We start from the raw sequence: 20,963 nt of genomic DNA, 5'->3' as shown, positions 1-20,963 counted from the left end.
GCGCCTGGTGACGGCACCGGCCGTCTGATCGGCTCCGGGGGCTGGAAGGCGATGAACGCCCTGACCCGGCACGGTGATTTCAGCCGCGACGGCCGACCCGACCTGATCGCCCGCGAGGCGTCCACCGGGAAGCTGTGGCTCTACCCCGGCAGGACGGGATCCATTGGTTCCCGTGTGCTGATCGGCTCCGGCGGATGGAACGCCATGAGTTCGCTCATCGCCGTCGGCGACTGGTCGGCCGACGGCCGCGCGGACCCGATGGCGACGAGCGGCGACTGGCTGGTTCAGTACGAGGGGCTGGGGACAGGTGGTCTGCGGCCGGGCGAGCGGGACAACGCCGACTGGTGGGGCCTGGACAGCGGCGGTTTCTGACCTACCGCGTGGGCTTTCGCCTGCCTGCGGGGGCCCACGCAAGGTCGCCGGGCTCATCGCCGCTTCCTCTCCTGTCCCGCTTCCCCGCTGGAAGCCGGGCCGGTGGCGGTTCGGCGGCGAGCACCCACTCACGGGGATCAGCACTCGAAGGACAGGCCGTGTGCGGATATCCGGGACAAGGACAGCGAGCAGCGCCACCGGGGGGTGCCGGTCGCGGCGCCCGACGCCCGGCCGGCCATGGTGTTCCGCAGTACCGCGCGGGGTGCCCGCCCGGCTCGACACCTTGCCGTCCGGCAGTTCACCGAGTGTTCCTGCTGCCGTACGGTGTGCGGATCGAGGTGACGCACACCCGGCCGAGGGCCGCGGCCGGCCCGCGGACCGGCCCGACGTCTGGTTCAGACGGTGCCTTTCGGGGTGAAGGCGACGGGGCGGTGGTCGTCTGTCCGCGCCCGGCCGGGACCTGGGACGAGATCCCCGCGGAACTGTCGATTCCGAGCCCGCCGTGTTCGTCGTACCAGTAGGCGAGCCCTTCAGGGCCGCAGGCGAAAGGATGGTTGACATGGCGAAGTACCTGCTTCTCATTCACGGCGACGAGCGGGAGTGGGCGGCGATGTCCGATCAGGAACGGCGGGCGCTTTCCGAAGGGCACCGTGCCCTCGTCGCGGCGGCCGGGGCGGCGGTTCTCGACACCCACGAGCTGGAGCCGGCGAGCGTTGCCACCACACTGCGCGCAGATGCCGAAGGGCGGCTCACCGTGACGGACGGGCCGTTCCTGGAGACAAAGGAAGCAGTGGGCGGCTACTACCTGATCGAGGCAGGTGATCTCGACGAGGTGATGGGGCTGGCCAAGCATCTGTACGAGGCGACCGCCGGTCACAGCGGGGTGGAGATCCGCCCGGTGGTGGAGCACGGATGACTCATGAGGTCGTCGCGGCGCTCGCCGAGGCGCACCGCCGCGACTGGGCCCGGGTGCTTGCCGCCACCCTCGCACTGGCCCGGGACCTCGACCTCGCGGAGGAGTGCACGCAGGAGGCGTACACGCAGGCGTTGCAAAGCTGGCCGGTCTCGGGAATCCCGGACCGGCCCGGCGCGTGGCTGACGACCACCGCACGCAACCGGGTCAGGGACGCGCTGCGCCGTCAGGAGCTGTGGCGGCGGTCGCTGCCGCTGCTCGTGACGGACGCTTCGGTGCCTGGGCCCGAGGACGCCCTGGACGACGATCGTCTGCGACTGGTCTTCACCTGCTGTCACCCGGCCCTGTCCCGCGACGCCCAGGTCGCTTTGACGCTGCGGCTGGTGTGCGGGCTGTCGACGGCCGAGGTGGCCCGCGCGTTCCTGGTGCCGGAAGCCACCATGGCCGCGCGGATCACCCGCGCCAAGAAGAAGATCAGCGCGGCCCGGATCCCATATCGCGTGCCGTCGCCGGACCAGCTCGCAGAGCGGGTCGGCGTCGTCCTCGAGGTCGTCCACCTGGTCTTCACCACCGGCCACACCGCGCCGGTCGGCGCCCAATTGGTGCGTCGCGACCTGGTGGACAGCGCTCTGGACCTTGGCCGCATGCTGCACCTGCTCATGCCGAACGACGCCGAGGTCAGTGCCCTGCTCGCCCTCATGCTGCTCATCGACGCGCGGGCGGACACCCGGCTGTCCGGCACCGGCCGGCTGCTTGTGCTGTCGGAGCAGGACCGCACCCGCTGGGACCGCCAACTCATCGAGGAGGGCGCCGCGCTGCTCACCGACGCGCTGCGTCGGCGGCCGCCGACGCGGTACGCCGTTCAGGCCGCGATCGCCGCCGTCCACGCCGAAGCACCCACCTGGCAGGACACGGACTGGACGCAGATCATCGGTCTCTACGACGTCCTGTACAGGCTGTGGCCCTCACCGGTGGTCGAACTCAACCGGGCCGTGGCGCTGGGCCTGCGCGATGGCCCGCAGGCCGGCCTCGACGCGCTGGCCGCCTTGTCCGACGAGCCGGCCCTGGCCGCCTACGCCTACCTCAGCGCCGCCCGCGCCGACTTCCGGCGGCAACTGCACCAATGGCCGCAGGCCGTCGAGGCGTACGAAGAGGCCCTCCTCCTCAGCGACAACGACGCCGAACGCGGCTTCCTCACCGAACGCCTCGCGGAGGCCCGGTCGAACCTGCGCTGGTGAAGACCGCCCGCCAACACGGGCCCAGAGCAACAGCACACGGTGAGAGACGACGCCGAGCCCGCGAAGGAGAGTGGCCTCACACCGCCGCCCGCCGACGGGGCGCCCGCCTGTCCCAGCCCGAGGGAAGCGAGCGCTGTGGTCCAGCTGGGAGTCGGCTTCACCTCGCCGCACGAGTTTCCCGGGCGACGGCCAGCCGGTATCCAGCCACCGCCGCACACCCGGCCGAGGCTGCCGAATCCGGCGGTCTCGACCTCAACCAAGACGCCGAGACGAGCAAGGCGCCGCATGCCCGAGCCCTACCGCATCGCCGGCTCCGCCCCTCAGCACTGATCCCACCCGCACACACTCAGTTAACGGCATCACGCTCGGTGATGTAAGTGAAGTTATCATGACTGCACCTATCCAAGTTGAGGTCAGGACCCGCTTCACTTGGAGATCCGGTATGCGCGCTCTTCCCCGTCCGCCCGAGATGTTCGACCGCGACCGCGAGTGGGCGGCGCTGTCCCATTTCGCCACCGATCAGGCCGCGGGCGCCACCCTCGGGGTCGTCTCCGGGCGCCGCCGCCAAGGCAAGACCTTCCTCCTGCGTGCCCTGTGCCAGGCCACCGGCGGTTTCTACTACGCGGCAGAGGAAGCCACCGACAGGGAATCGCTGCGGCAGATCGGCGCCGCGATCGCCGACCACCTCGGCTCACCTGCACCGCTCGCGCTCGACGACTGGCATCAGGTCGTGGACACCCTGTTCGCCCTGGGCCGGGACAAGGCGGTGCCGGTGGTCATCGGACGAGTTCCCGTACCTGGCCCGCGCCAACCCGCGCCTGTCCTCGATCATCCAAAGTGCGCTGGCCCCGCTACGGACCGAGCGCGACGAGAGCCGCACGAGGCTGCTCCTCTGCGGTTCGGCCATGTCGTTCATGGGGCGGCTCCCGTCAGGCAACGCGCCCTTGCGCGGGCGGGCCGGCCTCGAACTCGTCGTGCCCACCCTCGATCACCAACTGGCCGCCGAATTCTGGGGGATCGATGATCCGGTCACCGCTCTGCGGGTCAACGCGATCGTCGGCGGCACCCCCGCTTACCGTCGCGAGTTCACCCGCGACGACGCCCCGGCCGGCCCCGAGGACTTCGACCCGTGGGTGTTGCGCACGGTCCTCTCCCCCACCAGCCCGCTGTTCCGCGAAGCCCGCTACCTTCTCGCCGACGAGCCCGAACTCCACGACACCGCCCTCTACCACTCGGTGCTCGCCGCCATCGCGGCGGGCAACACCAACCGAGGAGGCATCGCCTCGTACCTGGGCCGCAAATCCAGTGACCTCGCTCACCCCCTCACCGTCCTGGAGGAGCGCGGCCTGATCACCCGCGAGCCGGACGCCTTCAAGGACAACCGCACCCGCTTCCGCATCAACGAACCGCTGGTCGCCTTCTACCACGCGATCATGCGCCCCATCTGGTCCGATCTGGAGCGCACTCGCGATGCCCGGCCCCTGTGGCAACGCGCCCAGCGCCGCTTCACCGGCAACATCCTCGGCCCCCACTTCGAGCACCTGTGCCGCCACTGGACCCGCCACCTGGCACCCGCCGACCTCTTCGACGACTACCCGAACCGAGTCGCCTCAGCCACCGTCAACGACCCGGCGGCCCGCACAGCCACGAACTCGACGTCGTCACCTTCGGCCTGGACGACAACGGAAGCTCCCCCGTCCTCGCCATCGGCGAGGTCAAATGGGGCGAGACCATGGGCATCGGCCACATCGAACGCCTCGCCCACATCCGCGGCCTGCTCACCGCCCAGGGCCGCCCCGGCGCCGCCGAAGCCCGGCTGGCCTGCTACAGCGCCGCCGGCTTCACCGACGAACTGCGCGAACGGGCGGAGGCGGACCCGGAACTCGTACTCATCGAGGCCGCCGACCTGTACCGCTGAAAACCTCGGATACGGGCATCGGCACTCCTCGCGGCTCCGCCGTCGAACGCCGAAGTGTCCGCCCCTTCCCCGCTGAAGTTCCGCCAAGGCCGGGTAGTCAGGGATTCCGGCTGGGGCTCAAGGCAGCGGCCGTTGGTGGTGCGGCTGCCGCGTAGCGATTTCCCGCGTGAGGGTCGCCAGGGCAGGCGGGGAGGCGGAATGGACAGAGCCGGGCTTCGACCCGGGCGAACCGACTCGCGATCCGGCCCATGAGGTTGTCGAACGCCTCCTGCCAGCGGGCGAGGTTCTCGTCGGGCGCGGCGGTCACCAGTTGGACGCCAGAGGCAGGAGGTTCTTTCACAGGCCCAACTGGTCGCGCATCGCGTCGGCGTCACGCAGGGCCCAGTGTTCGACGATTCGGCCGTTGCGGACGCGGACCATGTCCATACTGAGGACCTCGTAGCGTCGTCCGGTGTCACACAGCCGCGTCCGCACTGCTGACCCGGGCGCAAAACGCCGGTGCTGTCCGCCCCGACCTCAGCGCATCGGAGCTACTCGCCCTGGCGAACGGGATCGCCCTGACCACCACGGACGCCACTCAAGCAGAGCGACTCGTCCTCCTGATCAGACAGCGCACGGACACTTCCCCAGCATCGGACGCCCGCATCCGCTGAAACCGGCAAGCGCAACGCCGACTTCCGCTGCGTCCTCGGAACACGCACTCCAGACGGCTCCTACGAGCCACCCAGGCATGAAGGTCACGATCTACGGCTGGAGTATGACTACGCGGGATTGGGGTACTTACGGGGTGCTGGCATTGCTCGTGGTTCTCCTTACGCCTGGATCGTAACCCGGGTTTCAGGGACTCCACGACATCAGTGCAGCTCACACCCCATACCGACCGCCTTCAAGTGTCTGCGACCCGAATCGCCGCCAGCCGACCAGACACCTGCCGCACCGTCTGGTCCCAGACCTCGAAAAACCAGGCCGCACCGAGATCGAGGCCATGTTCCCGACCGAGGTGGTGCACAAGACCGACAGCCATTACCGAGTCCAGCCCGTGCGCCGAAACCGTGTCGTCCGGATCTATGTCCTCCTCTGCGACACACAGCACGGATGCCATGGCCGCACAAAGCCAAGACAACTCCTCGGCGGACTCTTCCGGCGGCTCCGGCTCCACCGGTCCGTCCTGAACCACATCCTCGCCGTCCAGAGCGATACGCGCAGCCGAGGCGAAGTCCCTGAGCGCTTTCCGTACGCCCTCGCGCTGCTCGCGTGCGATTTTGAGATAGCCTGCCGCGCCCTGGCCCTCGGCGGCGGTCGGTTGAGTGAGAAGGGCAGCCAACGCTGTTTGAAAGAGCACGATCCCGTTCTCGACTCGCCGCGCTGGTTCCAGAATGACCGACGGTCCCTCGACGAAGGCAGTGGCCGTAGCGAGCCGAACCGCGTTCACGAGAGCCTTCGCGGCTTCCAGGCGCGTTGCGAGATGTTCGCGCTCCGACGCTGGATGCTGACGTTGGAAGTCGGCAAAGAGTGAACCGAGTTCGTCCCGTGCAGCCGCCCCGGCGTTCAGAAGTCCCCCATAGGTGTCCCGGCGTAATTGCCGCCGCCACTGCTGCTGCTGACTGGCTGCTTCGACGGAGGCCTGCTGACGTCCCGAGCGCGCCGCGACCAACGCGGCTCCGGTGGCACCCAGCGACCCAACTGCCGTGCCGACCACAGCCACCCACGCCGAATCCATGCGGGCAGAATATGCCTCCGAAGCCCAGCCCGAAGGTGAGTCGGAAACTCCGTTGACTCAACCGCGTGTGCTGACGCCGCTCGCCGCGCTCGCCCGCATCGACCCCGGCGCCTCGTCCCTTCACGGCGGCAGTCGGCTGATCTTGCGGTTACGTCCGTGATGTCACGTTAAATCCTGCGCCGACCCGTGTGACGTCGCCGACTGCGAGCTCCCCGAGAATCCCCGGGGGCCGGTCAGGCCCGCCAGTACATCCGCACGCAGCTCGCCGCCTGGGGCCTGGCCGACCTCGTGCCCACCACCGAACTGCTGCGGAGCGAGCTGGTCGGCAAGGTCATCCGGCACGCCAGGAGACCGGTCCGACTGCGGCTGCTGCGCAGCCGGACCCTGATCCGCGAGGTCTACGACGGCAGCCTGAACACTCCCCGCATACGCCGTGCCGACTGCACCGACGAGGGCGGACGCGGCCTGCAGCTCGTCGCGGCCCTCTCCCGCCGCTGGGGTGCCCGGTACCTCCAGGACGGGAAGTGCATCTGGACCGAGCAGGAGCTGCCGGACGGCGAGCCGCAGGCGCGCGCATTCCGCCGCGCTGTACGCCGCCTGAGTTCTCGCGCGGAGATACGCCGGCAGGGTGCGGGCGGATTCGGCGGGCCCACCAGGGTGGTGTGTCGGAGCACGGCGGGTCGGTCCACCAGCGGTTCCACCCTTTTTGCGGTGTACTGCCGGGGGCAGCCGTCCGGCCCCCGGGCGCTGGGAGCTGCAGCCGTGCGTATGACTCTCGGCCCTCACGGAGGACTGCGAGCAGTTGATCACGACCGGGGCGCACGTCCGAGGAGGTTTTACGGTGCTGGAGCGCGGGCGGTCGCCGCTGCGGGGATAGGGGCGTCACCGTCTGTCGTGTCCTCGGCCAGGGCAGGGACGGCATGCCGGGGTTCTACCGGTAGTCGTCGGGGTGGGACTGCATCCAGGTGTTGATCTTGTCGCGGGTTCCCAGCAGAGTCTTCTGGTGCCGTTTGAGGTTCGGGAAGGAGTAGTCGCCGTGCAGGCCGTGTCGCATCGCCTGGATCCAGGTGAGGGGCTGGGCGAAGTGTCCGCTCCCCTTCGGACTGGCTTTCATCGAGTCGTACAGGTCGTCGAGATTGGTCAGCACCCGGGTGAGGAAGTACTCGCAGTTGCCGGGGGTGGTGCAGCCGTCGTTGTAGGTGGCCTGGAGCACGGCGAAGGCGTCCCGGACCTGCGCCACCGGGGCACCCGGCGCGGACCGCGAGATCGGGTAGTCCGACGTCGCGGACGGGCTCGTCGTGGGTGAGTAGTCGGGGCTCGCGGGAGCGCGGCTGGCGGAGTGGGTCGGCGCGGCCGGGGACGGGCCACCGGCGGAGGCCGCCGACGTGGTGTGGCCGTGGCCGGACGAGCAGGCCGTCAGCAGGACCGCCGTCAGTAATACCGGCGCCGCGCGACGTGCGGCTGCGGCTGAGTACACAAGTGCCCCCTTGTCGATCGACTCCCTGTGATCACTTGCTTACACGCCGGGCGGACCGACTGTCCACCCGCGCCCCTGCCGGCCACGCGTCCGCGAGGCCGGCCGCTACCTGCCGCGCTGGGCGGTGTGGGTCGCGGTCGCCGCCGGGACGATCAGCGTGCCGGCGCTCCTGCTGTTCGCCCTACTGCCGCGACCCGGCCTGCGGCCTCAAGGCCCGGTGGCGCGGGTGATCCGCGCGGGTGATCGCGCGGGTAAGGAGTACGGCGGGGTCGGAGGGCGAAGGAGGACTCGGCGGCCAGGTCGAGGCCCACACTCCTGCCGTGAGTCCACAGAGCTCAGGAAACCGTCGCCAGGAACTCGACAGCCGCCGTCACGTTGGACGACACGTCGGTCACCACATCCAGCACCAGGCGGTGATCGGTCCACGGGGCGAACTCCGCCCGCAGCCGTTCCACTGCCTCCCACGTCGGTTCCGGGAAGCCCTCGATCCCGCGGGAGCGGCCTTCCAGCCGCCGGCGGTGCACCACCGGGTCCGAGCACACCACCTCGATGAACGCCATCGGCACGCCAGATCGACCCGCCAGCGACCGCCACTGCTCCCGCGCCGCTTCCACGGCGTTGACCGCGTCGACGATCACCGTCTGGCCAAGGGCGAGCACGCCACCGGCCACGGCTTCGGCCACGACATACGCCGCCAGGCCGGTGGGCTGGTCACGAGCCACTCCCGCACGCCACATCGCCGCCTCGATCGGATCGACAGAGACAACCGGAGCAGCCAGCCTCCGCCCCAACGCCCCAGCCACCGAACTCTTCCCCGAACCGGGCAGCCCCGCCATCACGATCAACATAACAACACCCTCGCACCCCCGACCGCCGTCCAGGCCAGAACCGGGCAGGCACCCCCGGCCCGGTCGTGCGGTCACACCAGCCCGTCCACACGATTTGACAACTACTCCTGTCCATACGGGGCCTCGTTCCTTGGATCAGCTCTCCAAACTTGGCTGGGGGGCAGTGCCTCATGGCGGTCGGCCATCTGCCGATGGTTCCTGATCCGGGCGCCGACATCGGCAGGAGTTCCGACGATGGAGCACCGCGTTGGCGGCGCTCTTGCGGGCCGAGGAACCGCAGCCTTGGATCGGGGCGGATCTTCCGCTGAAGCCGATGCAGCCCGAACCGCGTGACCGTCGTCGCCGCCGCGGCCCTCACCCTGGAGAGGCAACGCTGAAAAGCCTCAGTCTTCGGCGGACAGTTGGTCGTCGATCTCGTGGGCCCGGCGCAGGTAGTGCGTGTGACGGGGATCGCCCAGGTCACGCAGGGTGTCCGCGGCGTCGGCGAAGGCCGCCAACGCGATGAGCGTGGGCGTGCCCCACCGTTCGGAGCGTTCCGCCAGGGGGAGGAGCACGTCCCTGGCCTCCTCCAGGTGGTGGAGGCGGCGCAAGGCGCCGGCGCGGTTGAGAAGGATCTGCTCGATCCCGTAGGCGTCGGGCCCGGTGAGCTGTTCGGCCTCGGCCAGGAGCTCAAGTACCCACTCTGCCACCTCCGGCCCCGGACCGCCGTGGCGCAGGAGGTGCGTGGCGTAGTCGTTGAGCACCATGGCCACCTCCGCGGCGTCCTCCTGCGTGCCGCCGACGGTGTGGCACTCGCGGGCGACGGCCAGGGCGCGACGGAACTCCTTGTCGGCACGCTCCGGTTGGCCGGCCGCGGCCAGGACCGACGCGTAGAGGTTGAGCGCGGCGGCATACTCGTCGTGCGGTCTGCGGGAGGCGAGGTCCACCCCCTCCCGCATCGGTGCGAGCGCGGCTTCGGCGCCCCGAGCCCGTTGTACGGCGAGCGCGTAGTTGATCAGGTAGGTCGCGTAGAGGCGCTTGTCGGGCACACCTGCGGTCCTGTACAGCCGTACGGCCCGCGTACCCGCCGCCAGTGCGGCCTCCGAGCCCGTGTCCCTGATCCGGTGGTGGACGCAGAGCCGGTCCATGAGGTGGGCGGCCTCCGGGAGCCCTTCGCCGTACGACTCGGCCTCGTCGACCACCTTCAGCACGTGCGGCTCCGCGTCGTGCCACTCCGGCCAGGAGTCGTGGTCGTGGGTGTCCTCCCGGAGTGCGACGCTCAGAAAGCGCAGGGCCACGTTCGTCCACCGGCGCCGCTCAGCGGCGCTGAGGCGTTCGGCGGGGAGCGCGTGCATGGCGGCCGGCATCACGATCCGCTGCACGCCGTCGTCGACCAGCGGCAGCAGCAGTCCGCGGTCGAGCAGTTCGCGCAGGACGCGGGCCGACGCCGCGGTGCTCGCTGCGAGTTCGCGCAGTGGCGGCGGCAGCGGGCCCCAGGCGGCGGACAGGAAGGAGACGCGCAGCGGGTCCGGTGCCAGGACGCTCAGCAGGGTCAGCAGTTCGGTGCCTGCCGACAACCCCATCTGCCGGGCCCGGTGCCACTCGTAGCCGAAGTGACCGCGGGCCAGTTCGTCCGCCTGGCCGTCCGCCTGGCCGTCCGGGTCGTCCGCTTCGGACGCGGCCGCTTCGGACGCGGCCGCTTCGGACGCGGCCGCTTCGGGAGCCGCGGTCTCCGAACGCGTCGGGAAACGATCACGCAGGGCGGCCTGCACGTCGTGGAACAGTGCCGCCAGGCCCGGTGCCGCCCGCCCGGTCGGCTTCGCGTTCAACCACAGCCGGCCCTCGATTTTCTGGACCAGGTCACGGCCCCCCAACGGCGGCTCGATGTCGTTACGTTGGGCCTCGGGCAGGTCCCGCAGGCCGACGCCGAGCACGACATGCAGCCACCACAGCACGACGGCTTGCTCCGGGGCACCCGCGAGATCCCCGCGGACGACTGCGGGCAGCGCGCTCCGCGCCTGCTCCACGCCGCGCGTCACCCGGTCCACCAGCCATCGCCCGCGGGCCAGGTGCGCATCGTCCGCGCGTGCGGCGCCGCCCGACCGGCCGGGCACCGCGGGCCGATCCGTCCAACGCGGTCGCGCGGGCGGGCCGAAGAGCGCGAACGCCGGGGATGACGCGACCGCGTGCAGGGCAGCGGCCTCCGCTTCGGGGTCGCCGCCGATCCGTAGCGCGGCCACGGTGTGCACCAGGCGCAGTCCGGTCCTGAACGAGCGCCAGTGGGCCTCGACCGCGGCCATCGGATCGGCGTGCTGGCCGGTGGCGGCCGTTTTCACCTCGGGGCCGTCGATTTCACCCCGGCCCCCGCCGTTGGATCTGCTCATGGACTCCTCACCCCTGGTTCCGCCCCCCGTCCCGGTCCCCGCCTCGCCCGCGTCCGCCCGGCCCGGCCCCCGCGTCTTCATCAACTACCGCACCAGCGACGAGCCATTCGGCGCTGCCCTCATCGACACCGCGCTGTGCGAACGCTTCGGCTGCGACACGGTCTTCTTCGCCCCGCGCTCGCTCGCGCCCGGAACGTGCTTCTCGGCGGGCATCCTGGATGCCGTCGCAGGGGCCTCGGTGGTGCTCGTCGTCATCGGACCGCGCTGGCTCCAGGCGGTCGGCCGCTCCGGGCGCCCCAGGCTGGAGGACCCGGGCGACTGGGTGCGCAGGGAGATCGTCGAGGCGTTCCGCCACGACGTGTGCGTGGTGCCGGTTCTGCTGAACTGCGAACTGCCGGCCGAGTACCAACTGCCGGTTCCGCTCGCCCGGTTGAGCACCTTGCAGTATCTGCGGCTGCACCACCGGAACACGGGGGCCGACCTTGAGCGGCTCGTGCGCGAACTCGGTTGGATCGCATCCCCCTCACCGGATCATCCTCTGTTTAAATCGGAAATATCGTAGGACAGCGGTCACTCCTCCCGGCTATGGTCGCATTGCCAACCGCCTCAGGGAGGAGTTCCGTGGTTTCCGGTGAAGACTTCGGGCGCGGGTTACGGGAGCGCCGGATGCGCGCAGGCCTCTCGCTGTCACAGTTCGGCGCGCTCGTGCACTTCTCCCCGTCCTACCTGTCCCGCATAGAGGCGGGCGAGCGCCCCGCCGGGGGGAAGCTCGCCCAGGCGTGCGACCGGGTGCTCGGTGCCGACGGCGCACTCGCCGCCCTCGCGCCGGCCCGGAGCCCCCGTACGGTGGCGCGGCAGCCGCCGCCTGACTCCGAGCCCCCCGACGACGTCCTGGCGACGGGCTACGTCGCCGCGCCCCCGCGCGGCCGCGACGACGAGGACGACCTGGTCCACTTCGTCACCGGCCTCATCCGACTGCGCGGGCTCGCCCAGCGTCTGCCGCCGGCGCTCGTCGTGGAGCAGCTCGTTTCGTCGGTCCGGACGCTGGACGTGCTCGCGCGCGCCGCGCGCGCCCCTGCCGGCCGCCTTGCATACCTGGAAGCCTCCGCGTTCTACAGCGACTTCGCGGGCTGGATGAGCCAGGAGGCCGGTGACGGCCGGGCGGCCGAACGCTGGATCGGGCGGACCGAACGCCTGGCCGCCGAAGCGGGTTCGCCCGAGCTCGCCGACCATGCGCTCATCCGGCGGGCGGGGCTCGCGCTGTACCGAGGGGACGCCGAGACGGTGGTGCGCCTGGCGGTCGAGGCCGGCCGGCGGTCCACCGCGAGCCCGCGGGTCCGGGCGCTGGCCGCGTACCGCGAGGCGCAGGGGCTGGCGTTGGCCGCCGACGCGGCCGGGTGCGCGTCGGCGCTCGACCGCGGTGCGGAACTGCTCGACGGGATCCTGACCGGCCGCCCGTCGCGCACCGGGCTCCTCGTCGGCTCCGCCTTGACGTCCCGCAGGCACGGCCTGATCCGCGGCTGGTGCCTGTACGACCTGGGCCGGCCGGACGAGGCGGCGGCCGCCATCGCGGCGGAGCTGGAGACGTTCCCCACGGCGTCACGCCGGGCCCGGGCCCTGTTCACGGCACGGCTGGCCCTGTGCCAGACCGCTGCCGGTGATCGCAGCGCCGCTGTCCGCACCGTGCGCGAGCTCCTGCGTGAGAGCGCGGGGCTGTCGTCCTGCACCGTCCTCAGCCAGCAGCGCCTGCTCGCGGCGCAGCTCCGACGCCACCTGCGGCGGCCGGACATGCGCGAGCTCTACCTTTCCCTGACGACCGCCGGGGCCTGAGCGCGTCCCCCGGGCGCCGCCCGCCCCGGAAGCCGGTGGCCGCTTCCGTGCCGTTTGGCAACAGGCAAGGGGATGGCAACCGGGACCGCCCTACCTAGGCTCGTCGGCTACAGACGGGCAGCACGGAGGCCGCACCGGACCGGACGCGGGGGGCCGTGCGGTGTCCCACGCCACGTCGAGACGAGGGAACGACATGGGCAGCAAGCAGGCATCTTTGAGCACCAGGCTCACGGTCGAGCAGTGCGCGGCGGCCTTCCGTGACGGCGCGTCACAGGCACGGGGCATCGGCTCCCACCTCGGGGGGCTCGCCGCCAAGGTCGCCGGCAACGACCAGAGCGGCTTCTTCACCCCGACCAACGACTCGGCGTTCGCGGCGCTGGACGACGACCCCCCGGTCTTCTCGGTGGGAGCGATGATCCCGAAGTTCAGCGCGGGGGCGAAGGGAAACGGCACCGCGATCCACATGTACGTGTGGGACCGGGGTACGACGCGGGAGGTGCGGTTGTTCTCGCCCCACGGCCTCGGTGGTGGCATGCATGCGAACAAGCTGGTCACCAAGGTCGGCGCGGCGTTCGAAGCCGCGGACCCGGCGTGCCGCCGCACCGCCGAGTAGGCCCTTGCCGCAGGCCCTCCGCACAGGCGCCGCCCGTGCGGAGACCGTCCGACAACCCACGTCCCTGCAGAAGTGCCGGGGCACGATTCGATCCGGAGGACAGCGTCATGGCATGTGCGTGCGAGAAGGACCGGGGCGCGGGCAACAAGTGCGCCCACTGCAAGGAGGGCAACCACAGGGCCTGTTCGTCGTTCGGCAAGTGCTCCTGAAGCGGCGTCCGCCGGTGATCGGCACAGGCAGGCGCACGTAGCGCCAGGGGGAAGGGAGAAGCCCCGCCGGCCAGGCTGGGTGCCCGGCCGGCGGGGCGTCACCCTGGGAGGAGGTTCGGCGGTCCGTTGCCGCTGCCACGAGCCGGTGACGGTCACGAGCCCGCGACGGTGATGCTCGTCGGCGCGGTGGACGACCCGCTGTCGACGAGCTGCGAAAGTCGTAGTCCGTTGGCGGCCCAGCGCGAGGGCCTCGCGCATCTTCGCCGCGGTTGCAGCGTGGAGCGGGTCGGCGATGACGTGCTGCCTGGCCCAGGACCGCTCGTGTCGGGCGACGACACGGCCCTCGCGGAACACGGTCACCGTCTGCGGCGAGCCGGTGACGTCGACGAAGCGGCCGATCACCTGCGGGTCGACCGAGTGGTCGGGTATCGACGCGGACGTAGGAGTCCCGGCCGAGCCGGATCCGGGAGCTCAGCCCGATCGGCGGCACGACCGGCGGCAGCGGGACCATTGCCTGGTAGTCGGTCTCCAGCAGGTCGACCGGTCGTCCCTGGACCGCGCGAACGGTCCGCGCGTTCGCCTCGACCAGCAACTCGTGCGGCTGCTGGTTCGGCCCGGCCCGCCGGACGCTGGAGCCCGGCGAGCCGGCGGATGTACGGCTGGTGGTCCGCACCGGCAGGCCTCTGTGGTTCGGCAAGGCCGTGACGCGGCCGTTCACCGTCGGCACCGCCGGTTACGCGCCGGAGTCCGGGCGGGCCGCCGAGGCGGAGCGCATCCGGCCGGACGAGACCACGGATGTCTTCCAGGCGCCGCTGGACGGCGAGTTCGTCCAGATCCCGGTCTTTCCCCGGTGGCTGCTCGCGGTGCTCGCGGCACTGCTTGCCCTGCTGCTCGCCTGGTTCGCCCTGGTGCGTCCGACGGTGCGCAGCACCGCCGAGGCGGCAGCCGACAAGGCCGTCCACCCGCAGACCACCTCCCCCGGCGCGCAGGCCCCGCAGACCCCTGCCGCCACCGGCGGGCAGACCGCCCCCGGGCCGCAGGGCACCCGGTCCGGATCCGGCGGCACCGCGGGCGCCACGGGCGGAGGGACCGGCGGCACCAGGACCACCGGCGGCCCGCAGAGTTCGCAGACCATCGACGTGAAGGCGTCGGGCGGCCAGACCAGGACCGGCGCCTACCGGGTGCCGACGGGCAGCGTCTTCGGGGTCACGGACCTCGTGGTGGCCAACTTCCAGGGCGACGAGGGGTTGCTGACGATCACGTTCGGCGACCGCAAGATCACCACGATCGCGCTGGAGACCTTCCGCAACCAGGACTACCACTGGGCGACCCCCATCGAGATCCCCGAGAACGACACCGTGACCGTCGAGGTGACCTGTCAGAAGCCCGGCACCCCGCCACCGGCCGCCAGGCGTCCGGCTGCCACGAGATCCTCAACGTGAGCGGCGTGCTGAACTCCGTCGCCCGCTGAGCCCGGATCCACCGGCTTGATTCCGGGTTGATTCCGGGTTGATCGTTCCGGGGGCGATCGAGTGGTCCGGCGGTTGATCTGAGGTTTCGGGCCGGGAGTATCCGCCGGTCCGCCCGGGAACGTCGCCTCGATCCGACTGCCGGCCCCGGCTCCCGACGCACCGCCATCTCATCCAGCGCGGATCCAGCGCTGCCAAGTGCCGTGTTTCAACGCAGCGAGTGACGCCGGCACCGCGGGTCCGGCAGGCCGAAGTCCAGCCCGTTCTCGTCGAGGGCGTTGAAGACGGTCAGCCGGGCCTCGGGGAAGACGAAACCGACAGCGACGCTTTCGAGAGGTCGTCCAGTTTGCAGTGGTTGATGACCGGCCCGCGGCCCTTCGGCGAACCCGATCGCCGCCGCGTGGTTGACCGCGGCCACGGCTGACGGGCCGAGCCGGCCGAGCGCGCCGTACAGGTCGGCGACCTGCTCCCAGTCGATGGCGTCCGGGTCCGCGGGCCCGCTCTCCCGCCTCCCTGCCGGACGGCCCGCTTCATGAAAGCCCCAGGCTATCGGGAAAGCGGCTGCATGAATCCCGTTCCGAAAATTTCGGGTCATTGGACTGAAACTTTTCGTGCTCCAAGTCGACCTCTTGACGAATCGATCAGGTCGGCCCTAGCGTCTGCGCGGCGCAGGCGTACGACCAACACCCCAAAAGCCTTCGGCCCCTTGCCCACCCGTCACGGCGATTGCCGCGACCGCCCCCCTCCCCCCCACCCGCCTCCCCCTCCCCCCAACTCCGACTGTCGCGAGATCGCAGTCATCAACGTTCGCCGTTGCCCAATCGTGATGAGAAGTCCCGACAGAGTCATTGACTGGAAGTCGTTGTGAGCGCTAACACCATCACACGCAGTCGCTCACTCCGAGGCCCCTGCGAAGGAGGAGGTGTCGACCATGGTGCAACTGGCACTCACCGGCGCCGCCATGACGGCTCCTCTCCTCGGGCAACCGGTCGATCGGTCCACGCCCGCGTCCACCCGGCCGACTGCGGCCGCCGCCACGTCCCGGCCGAATCCGACGACCGCGACAGACGGCGCCGCCCCGACCCAACCTGACAGTTAGCGCTAACAGTCACCGTCCCGCGGGACGCCATACTCCCCCTCGGCAATTCGGCAATTCCTGTTTCGGCACAACCGGGCTTCAAGGGAGAAGAAATGATCGACAGACGCGGTTTCCTCACCATCGCCGCCGCCACCGTGGCAGCCGGCGGGCTCGCGGCGTGCGCGAAGGACAACCCCGCCAAGAACACCGGCTCCAAGGGCGGTGGCAAGCAGATCACCCTGGGATTCTCCCAGGTCGGGTCGGAAAGCGGCTGGCGGGCGGCCAACACCCAGTCGGTGAAGGAGGCCGCCGCGGCCGCCGGCATCAACCTCAAGTTCTCCGACGCCCAGCAGAAGCAGGAGAACCAGATCTCGGCGATCCGCAGCTACATCGCACAGAAGGTGGACGTCATCTCGTTCTCCCCGGTCGTCGTGACCGGCTGGGACACCGTGCTGAAGGAGGCCAAGGCAGCCGGAATCCCGGTGATCCTCACCGACCGGTCCGTCGACACCTCCGACCCCTCGCTGTACGTCACGCTGGTGGGCTCGGACTTCGAGGTCGAGGGGGAGCGCGCCGCGCACCTGCTGGAGAAGGTCCTGGCCGGCCACACGGGCCCGGTCAAGATCGCGCAGCTGGAGGGCACCACCGGCGCGGCTCCCGCGATCGAACGCGCCAAGGGCTTCGCCAAGGTCATGCACGCGAGTCATCCCGACTGGAAGATCGTCGCCAGTCAGTCCGGCGACTTCACCAGGGCCGGCGGCAAGCAGGTCATGGCGGCCTTCCTGCAGGCGCATTCGGACATCAACGTGCTGTTCGCCCACAACGACGACATGGCCATCGGCGCGATCCAGTCGATCCAGGCGGCGGGCAAGACCCCCGGCACCGACATCAAGATCGTGTCGATCGACGGCGTGCACGACGGCTTCGTGGCGATGTCCAAGGGCCAGATCAACGCGATCGCGGAGTGCAACCCCCTGCTCGGCCCTCAGCTCATGGACGCCGTCAAGACCGTCCACGCCGGCAAGGGTTCCACCCTGCCCCGCTGGATCAAGACCAAGGAGAGCGACTACACGGCGGACCAGGCCGCGGCGGCGCTGCCGAACCGCAAGTACTGAGAGCCGCAGTCGGGAGTTCCGGGCCTGCCGGCCGCTCCCGTCAGTGTCGTGACCATCCCACCAAGGAGCGCTGCCATGGCAGAGCCTCGCCCTGTCCTGGAAATGACGGGCATAGTCAAGGAGTTCCCCGGCATGCGGGCTCTGTCGGGCGTCGATTTCCGGCTCTTCCCCGGCGAGATCCACGCCCTTCTCGGCGAGAACGGTGCCGGGAAGTCCACCCTCATCAAGGTCCTCACGGGGGTTCATCCTCTCGACGGCGGGACGGTCGCTCTGGACGGGCGGCCGGTCCGCATCACCAGCCCGCTGCAGGCCCAGCAGGCCGGTATCAGCACGGTCTACCAGGAGGTGAACCTCTGCCAGAACCTCTCGGTGGCGGAGAACATCCTGATCGGACGCGAGCCGGTCCGGGCCGGCCGGATCCAGTGGAAGCAGCTGCGCAAGCGTGCGGCGGAACTGGTGACCCGGCTCGGGCTCGACCTCGACGTCTCCGCACCGGTCGGCTCGTACCCGCTGGCCGTGCAGCAGCTGGTGGCCATCATCCGGGCCGTCAGCATCGGCGAACCGGCGGACGGCGGCAGCGGGGGCGGGGGCGGCACCAAGGTGCTGATCCTGGACGAGCCGACGTCCAGCCTCGACCGCGAGGAGGTCGAGGAACTCTTCGCCCTCATGCGGCGGCTGAAGGAGGAGGGCGTGGCGATCGTGTTCGTCTCGCACTTCCTCGACCAGATCTACGAGGTCTGCGACCGGATGACCGTCCTGCGCAACGGCACCCTGGTCGGCGAGCACCTGGTAGCCGACCTCGACCAGGTGGATCTGGTCAAGCTGATGATCGGCAAGGACCTCGCCCAGCTGGAGGAACTCACCGAGCGCCACGCCCGGCCCGCTGACGGTGAGCCGCTGCTGAAGGCCGAGAATCTGGGCCGGACCGGCGGCATCGCCCCGTTCGACCTGGAGATCCGCGCCGGAGAAGTCCTCGGACTCGCCGGACTCCTCGGCTCCGGACGCACCGAACTGGCCCGGCTGCTGTTCGGCGCGGACACCTCCGACGGCGGCAGGGTGGACATCGGCGGACGGCAGGTCTCGCTGCGGGCGCCGAACGACGCGATCGACAGGGGAATCGCGTTCATCTCGGAGAACCGCAGGACGGAAGGCCTGGTGCCGGACCTGACGGTCCGGGAGAACATCATCCTCGCTCTTCAGGCGGCCCGCGGCTGGACCCGCCCGGTGCCCTCGTCCCAGCGTGACCAGCTGGTCGCCCGCTACATCGCGGCGCTGGACATCCGCCCGGCCGACCCCGAGGCGAAGGTCAGCGCCCTGAGCGGAGGCAACCAGCAGAAGGTCCTGCTGGCCCGCTGGCTGATCACCCAGCCGAAGCTGCTCATCCTGGACGAGCCGACCCGGGGAATCGACGTCGGGGCCAAGGCGGAGATCCAGAAGCTGGTTGTGTCGCTGTCCGAGGAGGGCATGGCGGTGGTCTACATATCGGCCGAGCTGGAGGAGGTACTCCGGCTGAGTCACACCATCGGCGTGCTCCGCGACCGCCGGCTGGTGGCGCGGACGGCGAACGGTCCCGAGATCACAGCCGGACGGGTCCTGCAGATCATCGCGAGTGGAGAACATCGGTGATTCCGACATCCCTTTGGCGCGCGGCGGTCCGGCATCGGCTGTTCTGGCCGGTGGTGGTCCTGATCGCGCTGCTTTTGATCAACGTGCCCTTCACCCCCGGATTCTTCGAGATCCATCTCAAGAACGGCCACCTCTACGGCAGCCTGATCTCCATCCTGCTGTTCGGGTCGCCTCTCATCCTCGTGGCGATCGGTATGACCCTGGTGATCGCCACCGGCGGCATCGATCTCTCGGTCGGGGCGGTGGTGGCGATCTCGGGCGCGCTCGCCTGCCTCGTCGTCAGCAAACAGACCGACCAGAACAGCGTGTCGGGCGTCCTTCTGGGCTTCGGGCTGGCGCTGGGTGTGGCGCTGGTCTGCGGCGCCTGGAACGGTCTGCTCGTAGCCCGGCTCGGCATCCAGCCGATCATCGCGACACTGATCCTGATGGTCGCCGGGCGTGGTATCGCCCAGCTGATCACCAGTGGCCAGATCATCACCGTCAACAGCGACTCGTACTCGCTGATCGGCGGCGGCTACTGGCTGACCCTGCCCTTCTCCATCTTCGTCGTGGCCGTGGTCGTGGCCTTGAGCATGGCGCTCACCCGCCGCACCGCCCTCGGTCTGCTGGTCGAGGCGGTCGGCGGGAACGCGGAGGCCAGCCGTCTGGTGGGCATCAGGTCCCGGCGCATCAAAGTCCTGGTGTACGTCTTCTGCGGGCTCTGCGCCGGCATCGCGGGCCTGATGATCAGCTCCAACGTGTCCGCCGCGGACGGCAACAACGCCGGGCTGTGGATAGAACTCGACGCGATCCTCGCCGTCGTCATCGGGGGCACCTCGCTCACCGGAGGTCGGTTCCACCTCGGCGGAACGGTGATCGGGGCACTCATCATCCAGACCCTGACCACGACCATCTACACCATCGGGGTACCGACCCAGACCAACCTGGTGTTCAAGGCGGTCGTCGTGATCATCGTCTGCCTGATGCAGTCCCCCGTCTTCCGCGCCAAGGTGTTCGGTTCCAGGGCCGGACGGCGCGGCGCTGCCCCCAAGAGCCCCGGCACGGCGGCCGACGCCGCGCCGCACACGGAGGTGTCGCGGTGAGCGCGATCGACAGTCCCCGGCCGAGCGCGCGCGCGAGCCGCCTGCTGCAGGACCGGCGGCTGCCCGTTCTGGTGACGGCCGGCCTGTTCGTCGTCATGTTCGGTTTCGGTGCCTTCCGGTACCAGGCATACGGATTCGTCGACGGCCAGGTCTTCATGAACCTGTTCATCGACAACGGTTATCTGCTCGTCGCGGCCATCGGCGCCACGTTTGTCATCCTCACCGGGGGGATCGACCTCTCGGTCGGCTCGGTCATCGGGTTCACGACGATGCTGACGGCCTGGCTGGTGGAGAAGCAGAATGTGCCGCTGTTCGTCGTTGCCCCGATCGCGCTGGGGGTGGGAGCGCTCGGCGGCTACCTGATGGGCTACGTGATCCACCACTTCGAGATCGAGCCCTTTATCGTGACCCTGGCCGGACTGTTCTTCTTCCGGGGGTTGTGCCTGGTCATCAGCAAGGAATCGATCTCGATCAGCGATCCGACGGTGAACAGGCTGGCCCAGACGCACGTGCCCCTGCCGGGCGGGTCCTTCCTGTCGATCGCCGCCGTCATCTCCCTGGCCGTCCTCGCCGTCGCGTTCTACGTCCTGCACTACACGCGCTTCGGCAGGCGGGTGTACGCCATCGGCGGGAACGAGCAGTCGGCGCTGCTGATGGGGCTCCCGGTGGCCGGCACGAAGATCGCCGTCTACACCGTCAGCGGATTCTGCTCGGCGCTGTCCGGGCTGCTGTTCACCCTGTACATCCAGTCGGGTGACCCCTTGCACGCCGTGGGCCTGGAACTCGACGCGATCGCTGCGGTCGTCGTCGGCGGCACGCTCCTCACCGGGGGCTCGGGCTATGTGATCGGGACCTTGTTCGGAGTCCTCGTACTGGGCCTGATCAAGACGCTCATCCAGTTCGAGGGCACACTCAGCTCCTGGTGGACGAAGATCGCAACCGGGGTGCTGCTCTTCGCCTTCATCCTCATCCAGCGCACGATGACCGCCCGCCGCCGGGCCTGAGGGCGGCCCGGCGATCGGTCGCCGTGATGTCGTGCCGGTTCCGCGGTCTATGGGATACGCGGGACCGGCACGATCACCTCGCGCGCCG

Annotated in this window: 19 protein-coding genes and 4 pseudogenes; 15 read left to right on the top strand and 8 right to left on the bottom strand. The window is 70.1% G+C overall.

The features are described from left to right. The first annotated feature begins 51 nt into the window (after positions 1 to 51). The 3 genes from K7G61_RS17160 to K7G61_RS17150 all read left to right on the top strand — a co-directional run bounded on the left by K7G61_RS17160 (position 52) and on the right by K7G61_RS17150 (position 2,523). Positions 52 to 372 (top strand): VCBS repeat-containing protein, encoded by a 321-nt coding sequence (locus K7G61_RS17160; protein WP_308190651.1) that lies wholly within the window; start codon positions 52 to 54, stop codon positions 370 to 372. Between the two features lie 559 nt (positions 373 to 931). Next, complete coding sequence (locus tag K7G61_RS17155; protein ID WP_225847737.1) at positions 932 to 1,288, top strand: YciI family protein; 357 nt, start codon at positions 932 to 934, stop codon at positions 1,286 to 1,288. Continuing rightward, positions 1,285 to 2,523, top strand: coding sequence for an RNA polymerase sigma factor (locus tag K7G61_RS17150; protein ID WP_225847736.1), 1,239 nt, complete (start codon positions 1,285 to 1,287; stop codon positions 2,521 to 2,523). The genes K7G61_RS17155 and K7G61_RS17150 overlap by 4 nt, the downstream gene beginning before the upstream one ends. 929 nt (positions 2,524 to 3,452) lie before the next feature. Here K7G61_RS17150 and K7G61_RS36980 read toward each other — a convergent pair. Then, positions 3,453 to 4,076, bottom strand: coding sequence for a hypothetical protein (locus K7G61_RS36980; RefSeq protein ID WP_308190650.1), 624 nt, complete (start codon positions 4,074 to 4,076; stop codon positions 3,453 to 3,455). Here K7G61_RS36980 and K7G61_RS36975 point away from each other — a divergent pair. After that, the gene (locus tag K7G61_RS36975; RefSeq protein ID WP_308190649.1) at positions 4,067 to 4,441 is read left to right on the top strand and encodes a hypothetical protein; all 375 of its coding nucleotides are present in this window, start codon (positions 4,067 to 4,069) and stop codon (positions 4,439 to 4,441) included. The two genes, K7G61_RS36980 and K7G61_RS36975, sit on opposite strands and share 10 nt — an antisense overlap. A gap of 336 nt (positions 4,442 to 4,777) precedes the next feature. On the opposite strand, the gene K7G61_RS17140 is transcribed toward K7G61_RS36975, so the two are convergent. Next, a complete protein-coding gene (locus K7G61_RS17140) occupies positions 4,778 to 4,915 on the bottom strand; it encodes an ester cyclase (protein ID WP_225847735.1) in 138 nt (45 codons plus the stop codon). Between K7G61_RS17140 and K7G61_RS37305 the strand changes: the two are divergent. Beyond that, positions 4,903 to 5,094 (top strand): annotated as a pseudogene (locus K7G61_RS37305) (TetR/AcrR family transcriptional regulator); the annotation flags it as partial. The gene K7G61_RS17140 and the pseudogene K7G61_RS37305 sit on opposite strands and share 13 nt — an antisense overlap. A 233-nt stretch (positions 5,095 to 5,327) precedes the next feature. Here the strand turns inward: K7G61_RS37305 and K7G61_RS17135 are convergent. After that, positions 5,328 to 6,161 carry an acyl carrier protein gene (locus K7G61_RS17135; RefSeq protein ID WP_225847734.1) on the bottom strand — a complete coding sequence of 278 codons (834 nt, stop codon included), beginning with the start codon at positions 6,159 to 6,161 and terminating at the stop codon, positions 5,328 to 5,330. A gap of 228 nt (positions 6,162 to 6,389) precedes the next feature. On the opposite strand from K7G61_RS17135, the pseudogene K7G61_RS17130 reads away from it, so the two are divergent. Continuing rightward, a pseudogene (locus tag K7G61_RS17130) lies at positions 6,390 to 6,725 on the top strand (ATP-binding protein); the annotation flags it as partial. A 367-nt stretch (positions 6,726 to 7,092) separates the two neighbouring features. Here the strand turns inward: K7G61_RS17130 and K7G61_RS17125 are convergent. Then, positions 7,093 to 7,638, bottom strand: a complete 546-nt coding sequence (locus tag K7G61_RS17125) for a hypothetical protein (protein ID WP_225847733.1) — start codon at positions 7,636 to 7,638, stop codon at positions 7,093 to 7,095. A 335-nt stretch (positions 7,639 to 7,973) separates the two neighbouring features. After that, positions 7,974 to 8,486: an AAA family ATPase gene (locus K7G61_RS17120; RefSeq protein ID WP_225847732.1), complete on the bottom strand. Its 513-nt coding sequence runs from the start codon at positions 8,484 to 8,486 to the stop codon at positions 7,974 to 7,976. A gap of 261 nt (positions 8,487 to 8,747) precedes the next feature. On the opposite strand from K7G61_RS17120, the pseudogene K7G61_RS17115 reads away from it, so the two are divergent. Next, positions 8,748 to 8,863 (top strand): annotated as a pseudogene (locus K7G61_RS17115) (IS5/IS1182 family transposase); the annotation flags it as partial. 6 nt (positions 8,864 to 8,869) lie between these two features. Here K7G61_RS17115 and K7G61_RS17110 read toward each other — a convergent pair. Then, complete coding sequence (locus K7G61_RS17110) at positions 8,870 to 10,849, bottom strand: tetratricopeptide repeat protein (RefSeq protein ID WP_225847731.1); 1,980 nt, start codon at positions 10,847 to 10,849, stop codon at positions 8,870 to 8,872. Between K7G61_RS17110 and K7G61_RS17105 the strand changes: the two genes are divergently transcribed. From K7G61_RS17105 to K7G61_RS17095, 3 genes are all read left to right on the top strand, one after another. Next, positions 10,848 to 11,411, top strand: coding sequence for a toll/interleukin-1 receptor domain-containing protein (locus tag K7G61_RS17105; RefSeq protein ID WP_225847730.1), 564 nt, complete (start codon positions 10,848 to 10,850; stop codon positions 11,409 to 11,411). The two genes, K7G61_RS17110 and K7G61_RS17105, sit on opposite strands and share 2 nt — an antisense overlap. A gap of 23 nt (positions 11,412 to 11,434) precedes the next feature. Beyond that, entirely contained in the window at positions 11,435 to 12,679 is a 1,245-nt protein-coding gene (locus K7G61_RS17100) for a helix-turn-helix transcriptional regulator (RefSeq protein WP_225847729.1), read from the top strand. Between the two features lie 193 nt (positions 12,680 to 12,872). Continuing rightward, positions 12,873 to 13,292, top strand: a complete 420-nt coding sequence (locus K7G61_RS17095) for a hypothetical protein (RefSeq protein WP_225847797.1) — start codon at positions 12,873 to 12,875, stop codon at positions 13,290 to 13,292. Between the two features lie 380 nt (positions 13,293 to 13,672). Here the strand turns inward: K7G61_RS17095 and K7G61_RS17090 are convergent. Continuing rightward, a pseudogene (locus tag K7G61_RS17090) lies at positions 13,673 to 14,111 on the bottom strand (hypothetical protein); the annotation flags it as partial. A 91-nt stretch (positions 14,112 to 14,202) separates the two neighbouring features. On the opposite strand from K7G61_RS17090, the gene K7G61_RS17085 reads away from it, so the two are divergent. Beyond that, positions 14,203 to 14,943 (top strand): hypothetical protein, encoded by a 741-nt coding sequence (locus tag K7G61_RS17085; RefSeq protein ID WP_308190648.1) that lies wholly within the window; start codon positions 14,203 to 14,205, stop codon positions 14,941 to 14,943. 235 nt (positions 14,944 to 15,178) lie between these two features. Here K7G61_RS17085 and K7G61_RS17080 read toward each other — a convergent pair whose 3' ends face one another. Next, a complete protein-coding gene (locus tag K7G61_RS17080) occupies positions 15,179 to 15,565 on the bottom strand; it encodes a hypothetical protein (RefSeq protein WP_225847728.1) in 387 nt (128 codons plus the stop codon). A 596-nt stretch (positions 15,566 to 16,161) separates the two neighbouring features. Between K7G61_RS17080 and K7G61_RS17075 the strand changes: the two genes are divergently transcribed. From K7G61_RS17075 to yjfF, 4 genes are all read left to right on the top strand, one after another. Next, positions 16,162 to 17,163: an ABC transporter substrate-binding protein gene (locus tag K7G61_RS17075; RefSeq protein ID WP_225847727.1), complete on the top strand. Its 1,002-nt coding sequence runs from the start codon at positions 16,162 to 16,164 to the stop codon at positions 17,161 to 17,163. Between the two features lie 75 nt (positions 17,164 to 17,238). Beyond that, positions 17,239 to 18,789 (top strand): sugar ABC transporter ATP-binding protein, encoded by a 1,551-nt coding sequence (locus K7G61_RS17070; RefSeq protein WP_225847726.1) that lies wholly within the window; start codon positions 17,239 to 17,241, stop codon positions 18,787 to 18,789. Continuing rightward, complete coding sequence (locus K7G61_RS17065) at positions 18,786 to 19,871, top strand: ABC transporter permease (RefSeq protein WP_225847725.1); 1,086 nt, start codon at positions 18,786 to 18,788, stop codon at positions 19,869 to 19,871. Before K7G61_RS17070 ends, K7G61_RS17065 begins: the two co-directional genes overlap by 4 nt. After that, positions 19,868 to 20,875: a galactofuranose ABC transporter, permease protein YjfF gene (yjfF, locus tag K7G61_RS17060; RefSeq protein WP_225847724.1), complete on the top strand. Its 1,008-nt coding sequence runs from the start codon at positions 19,868 to 19,870 to the stop codon at positions 20,873 to 20,875. The genes K7G61_RS17065 and yjfF overlap by 4 nt, the downstream gene beginning before the upstream one ends. Positions 20,876 to 20,963 lie beyond the last annotated feature (88 nt).

The sequence above is a fragment of the Streptomyces sp. HPF1205 genome (genome assembly GCF_020400825.1).
GTDB lineage: Bacteria > Actinomycetota > Actinomycetes > Streptomycetales > Streptomycetaceae > Actinacidiphila.
This window is presented reverse-complemented; position numbering and strand designations above follow the sequence as displayed.

What these genes read in the sequence shown, in the direction of transcription:
- K7G61_RS17075 (WP_225847727.1), top strand. Translation starts at nt 16,162, where the DNA reads ATGATCGACAGACGCGGTTTCCTCACCATCGCCGCCGCCACCGTGGCA.
- K7G61_RS17105 (WP_225847730.1), top strand. Translation starts at nt 10,848, where the DNA reads ATGGACTCCTCACCCCTGGTTCCGCCCCCCGTCCCGGTCCCCGCCTCG.
- K7G61_RS17135 (WP_225847734.1), bottom strand. Translation starts at nt 6,161, where the DNA reads ATGGATTCGGCGTGGGTGGCTGTGGTCGGCACGGCAGTTGGGTCGCTG.
- K7G61_RS17155 (WP_225847737.1), top strand. Translation starts at nt 932, where the DNA reads ATGGCGAAGTACCTGCTTCTCATTCACGGCGACGAGCGGGAGTGGGCG.
- K7G61_RS17120 (WP_225847732.1), bottom strand. Translation starts at nt 8,486, where the DNA reads ATGTTGATCGTGATGGCGGGGCTGCCCGGTTCGGGGAAGAGTTCGGTG.
- K7G61_RS17080 (WP_225847728.1), bottom strand. Translation starts at nt 15,565, where the DNA reads ATGACCCGAAATTTTCGGAACGGGATTCATGCAGCCGCTTTCCCGATA.
- K7G61_RS17110 (WP_225847731.1), bottom strand. Translation starts at nt 10,849, where the DNA reads ATGAGCAGATCCAACGGCGGGGGCCGGGGTGAAATCGACGGCCCCGAG.
- K7G61_RS17070 (WP_225847726.1), top strand. Translation starts at nt 17,239, where the DNA reads ATGGCAGAGCCTCGCCCTGTCCTGGAAATGACGGGCATAGTCAAGGAG.
- K7G61_RS17095 (WP_225847797.1), top strand. Translation starts at nt 12,873, where the DNA reads ATGGGCAGCAAGCAGGCATCTTTGAGCACCAGGCTCACGGTCGAGCAG.
- K7G61_RS17100 (WP_225847729.1), top strand. Translation starts at nt 11,435, where the DNA reads ATGGTCGCATTGCCAACCGCCTCAGGGAGGAGTTCCGTGGTTTCCGGT.
- K7G61_RS17150 (WP_225847736.1), top strand. Translation starts at nt 1,285, where the DNA reads ATGACTCATGAGGTCGTCGCGGCGCTCGCCGAGGCGCACCGCCGCGAC.
- K7G61_RS17160 (WP_308190651.1), top strand. Translation starts at nt 52, where the DNA reads ATGAACGCCCTGACCCGGCACGGTGATTTCAGCCGCGACGGCCGACCC.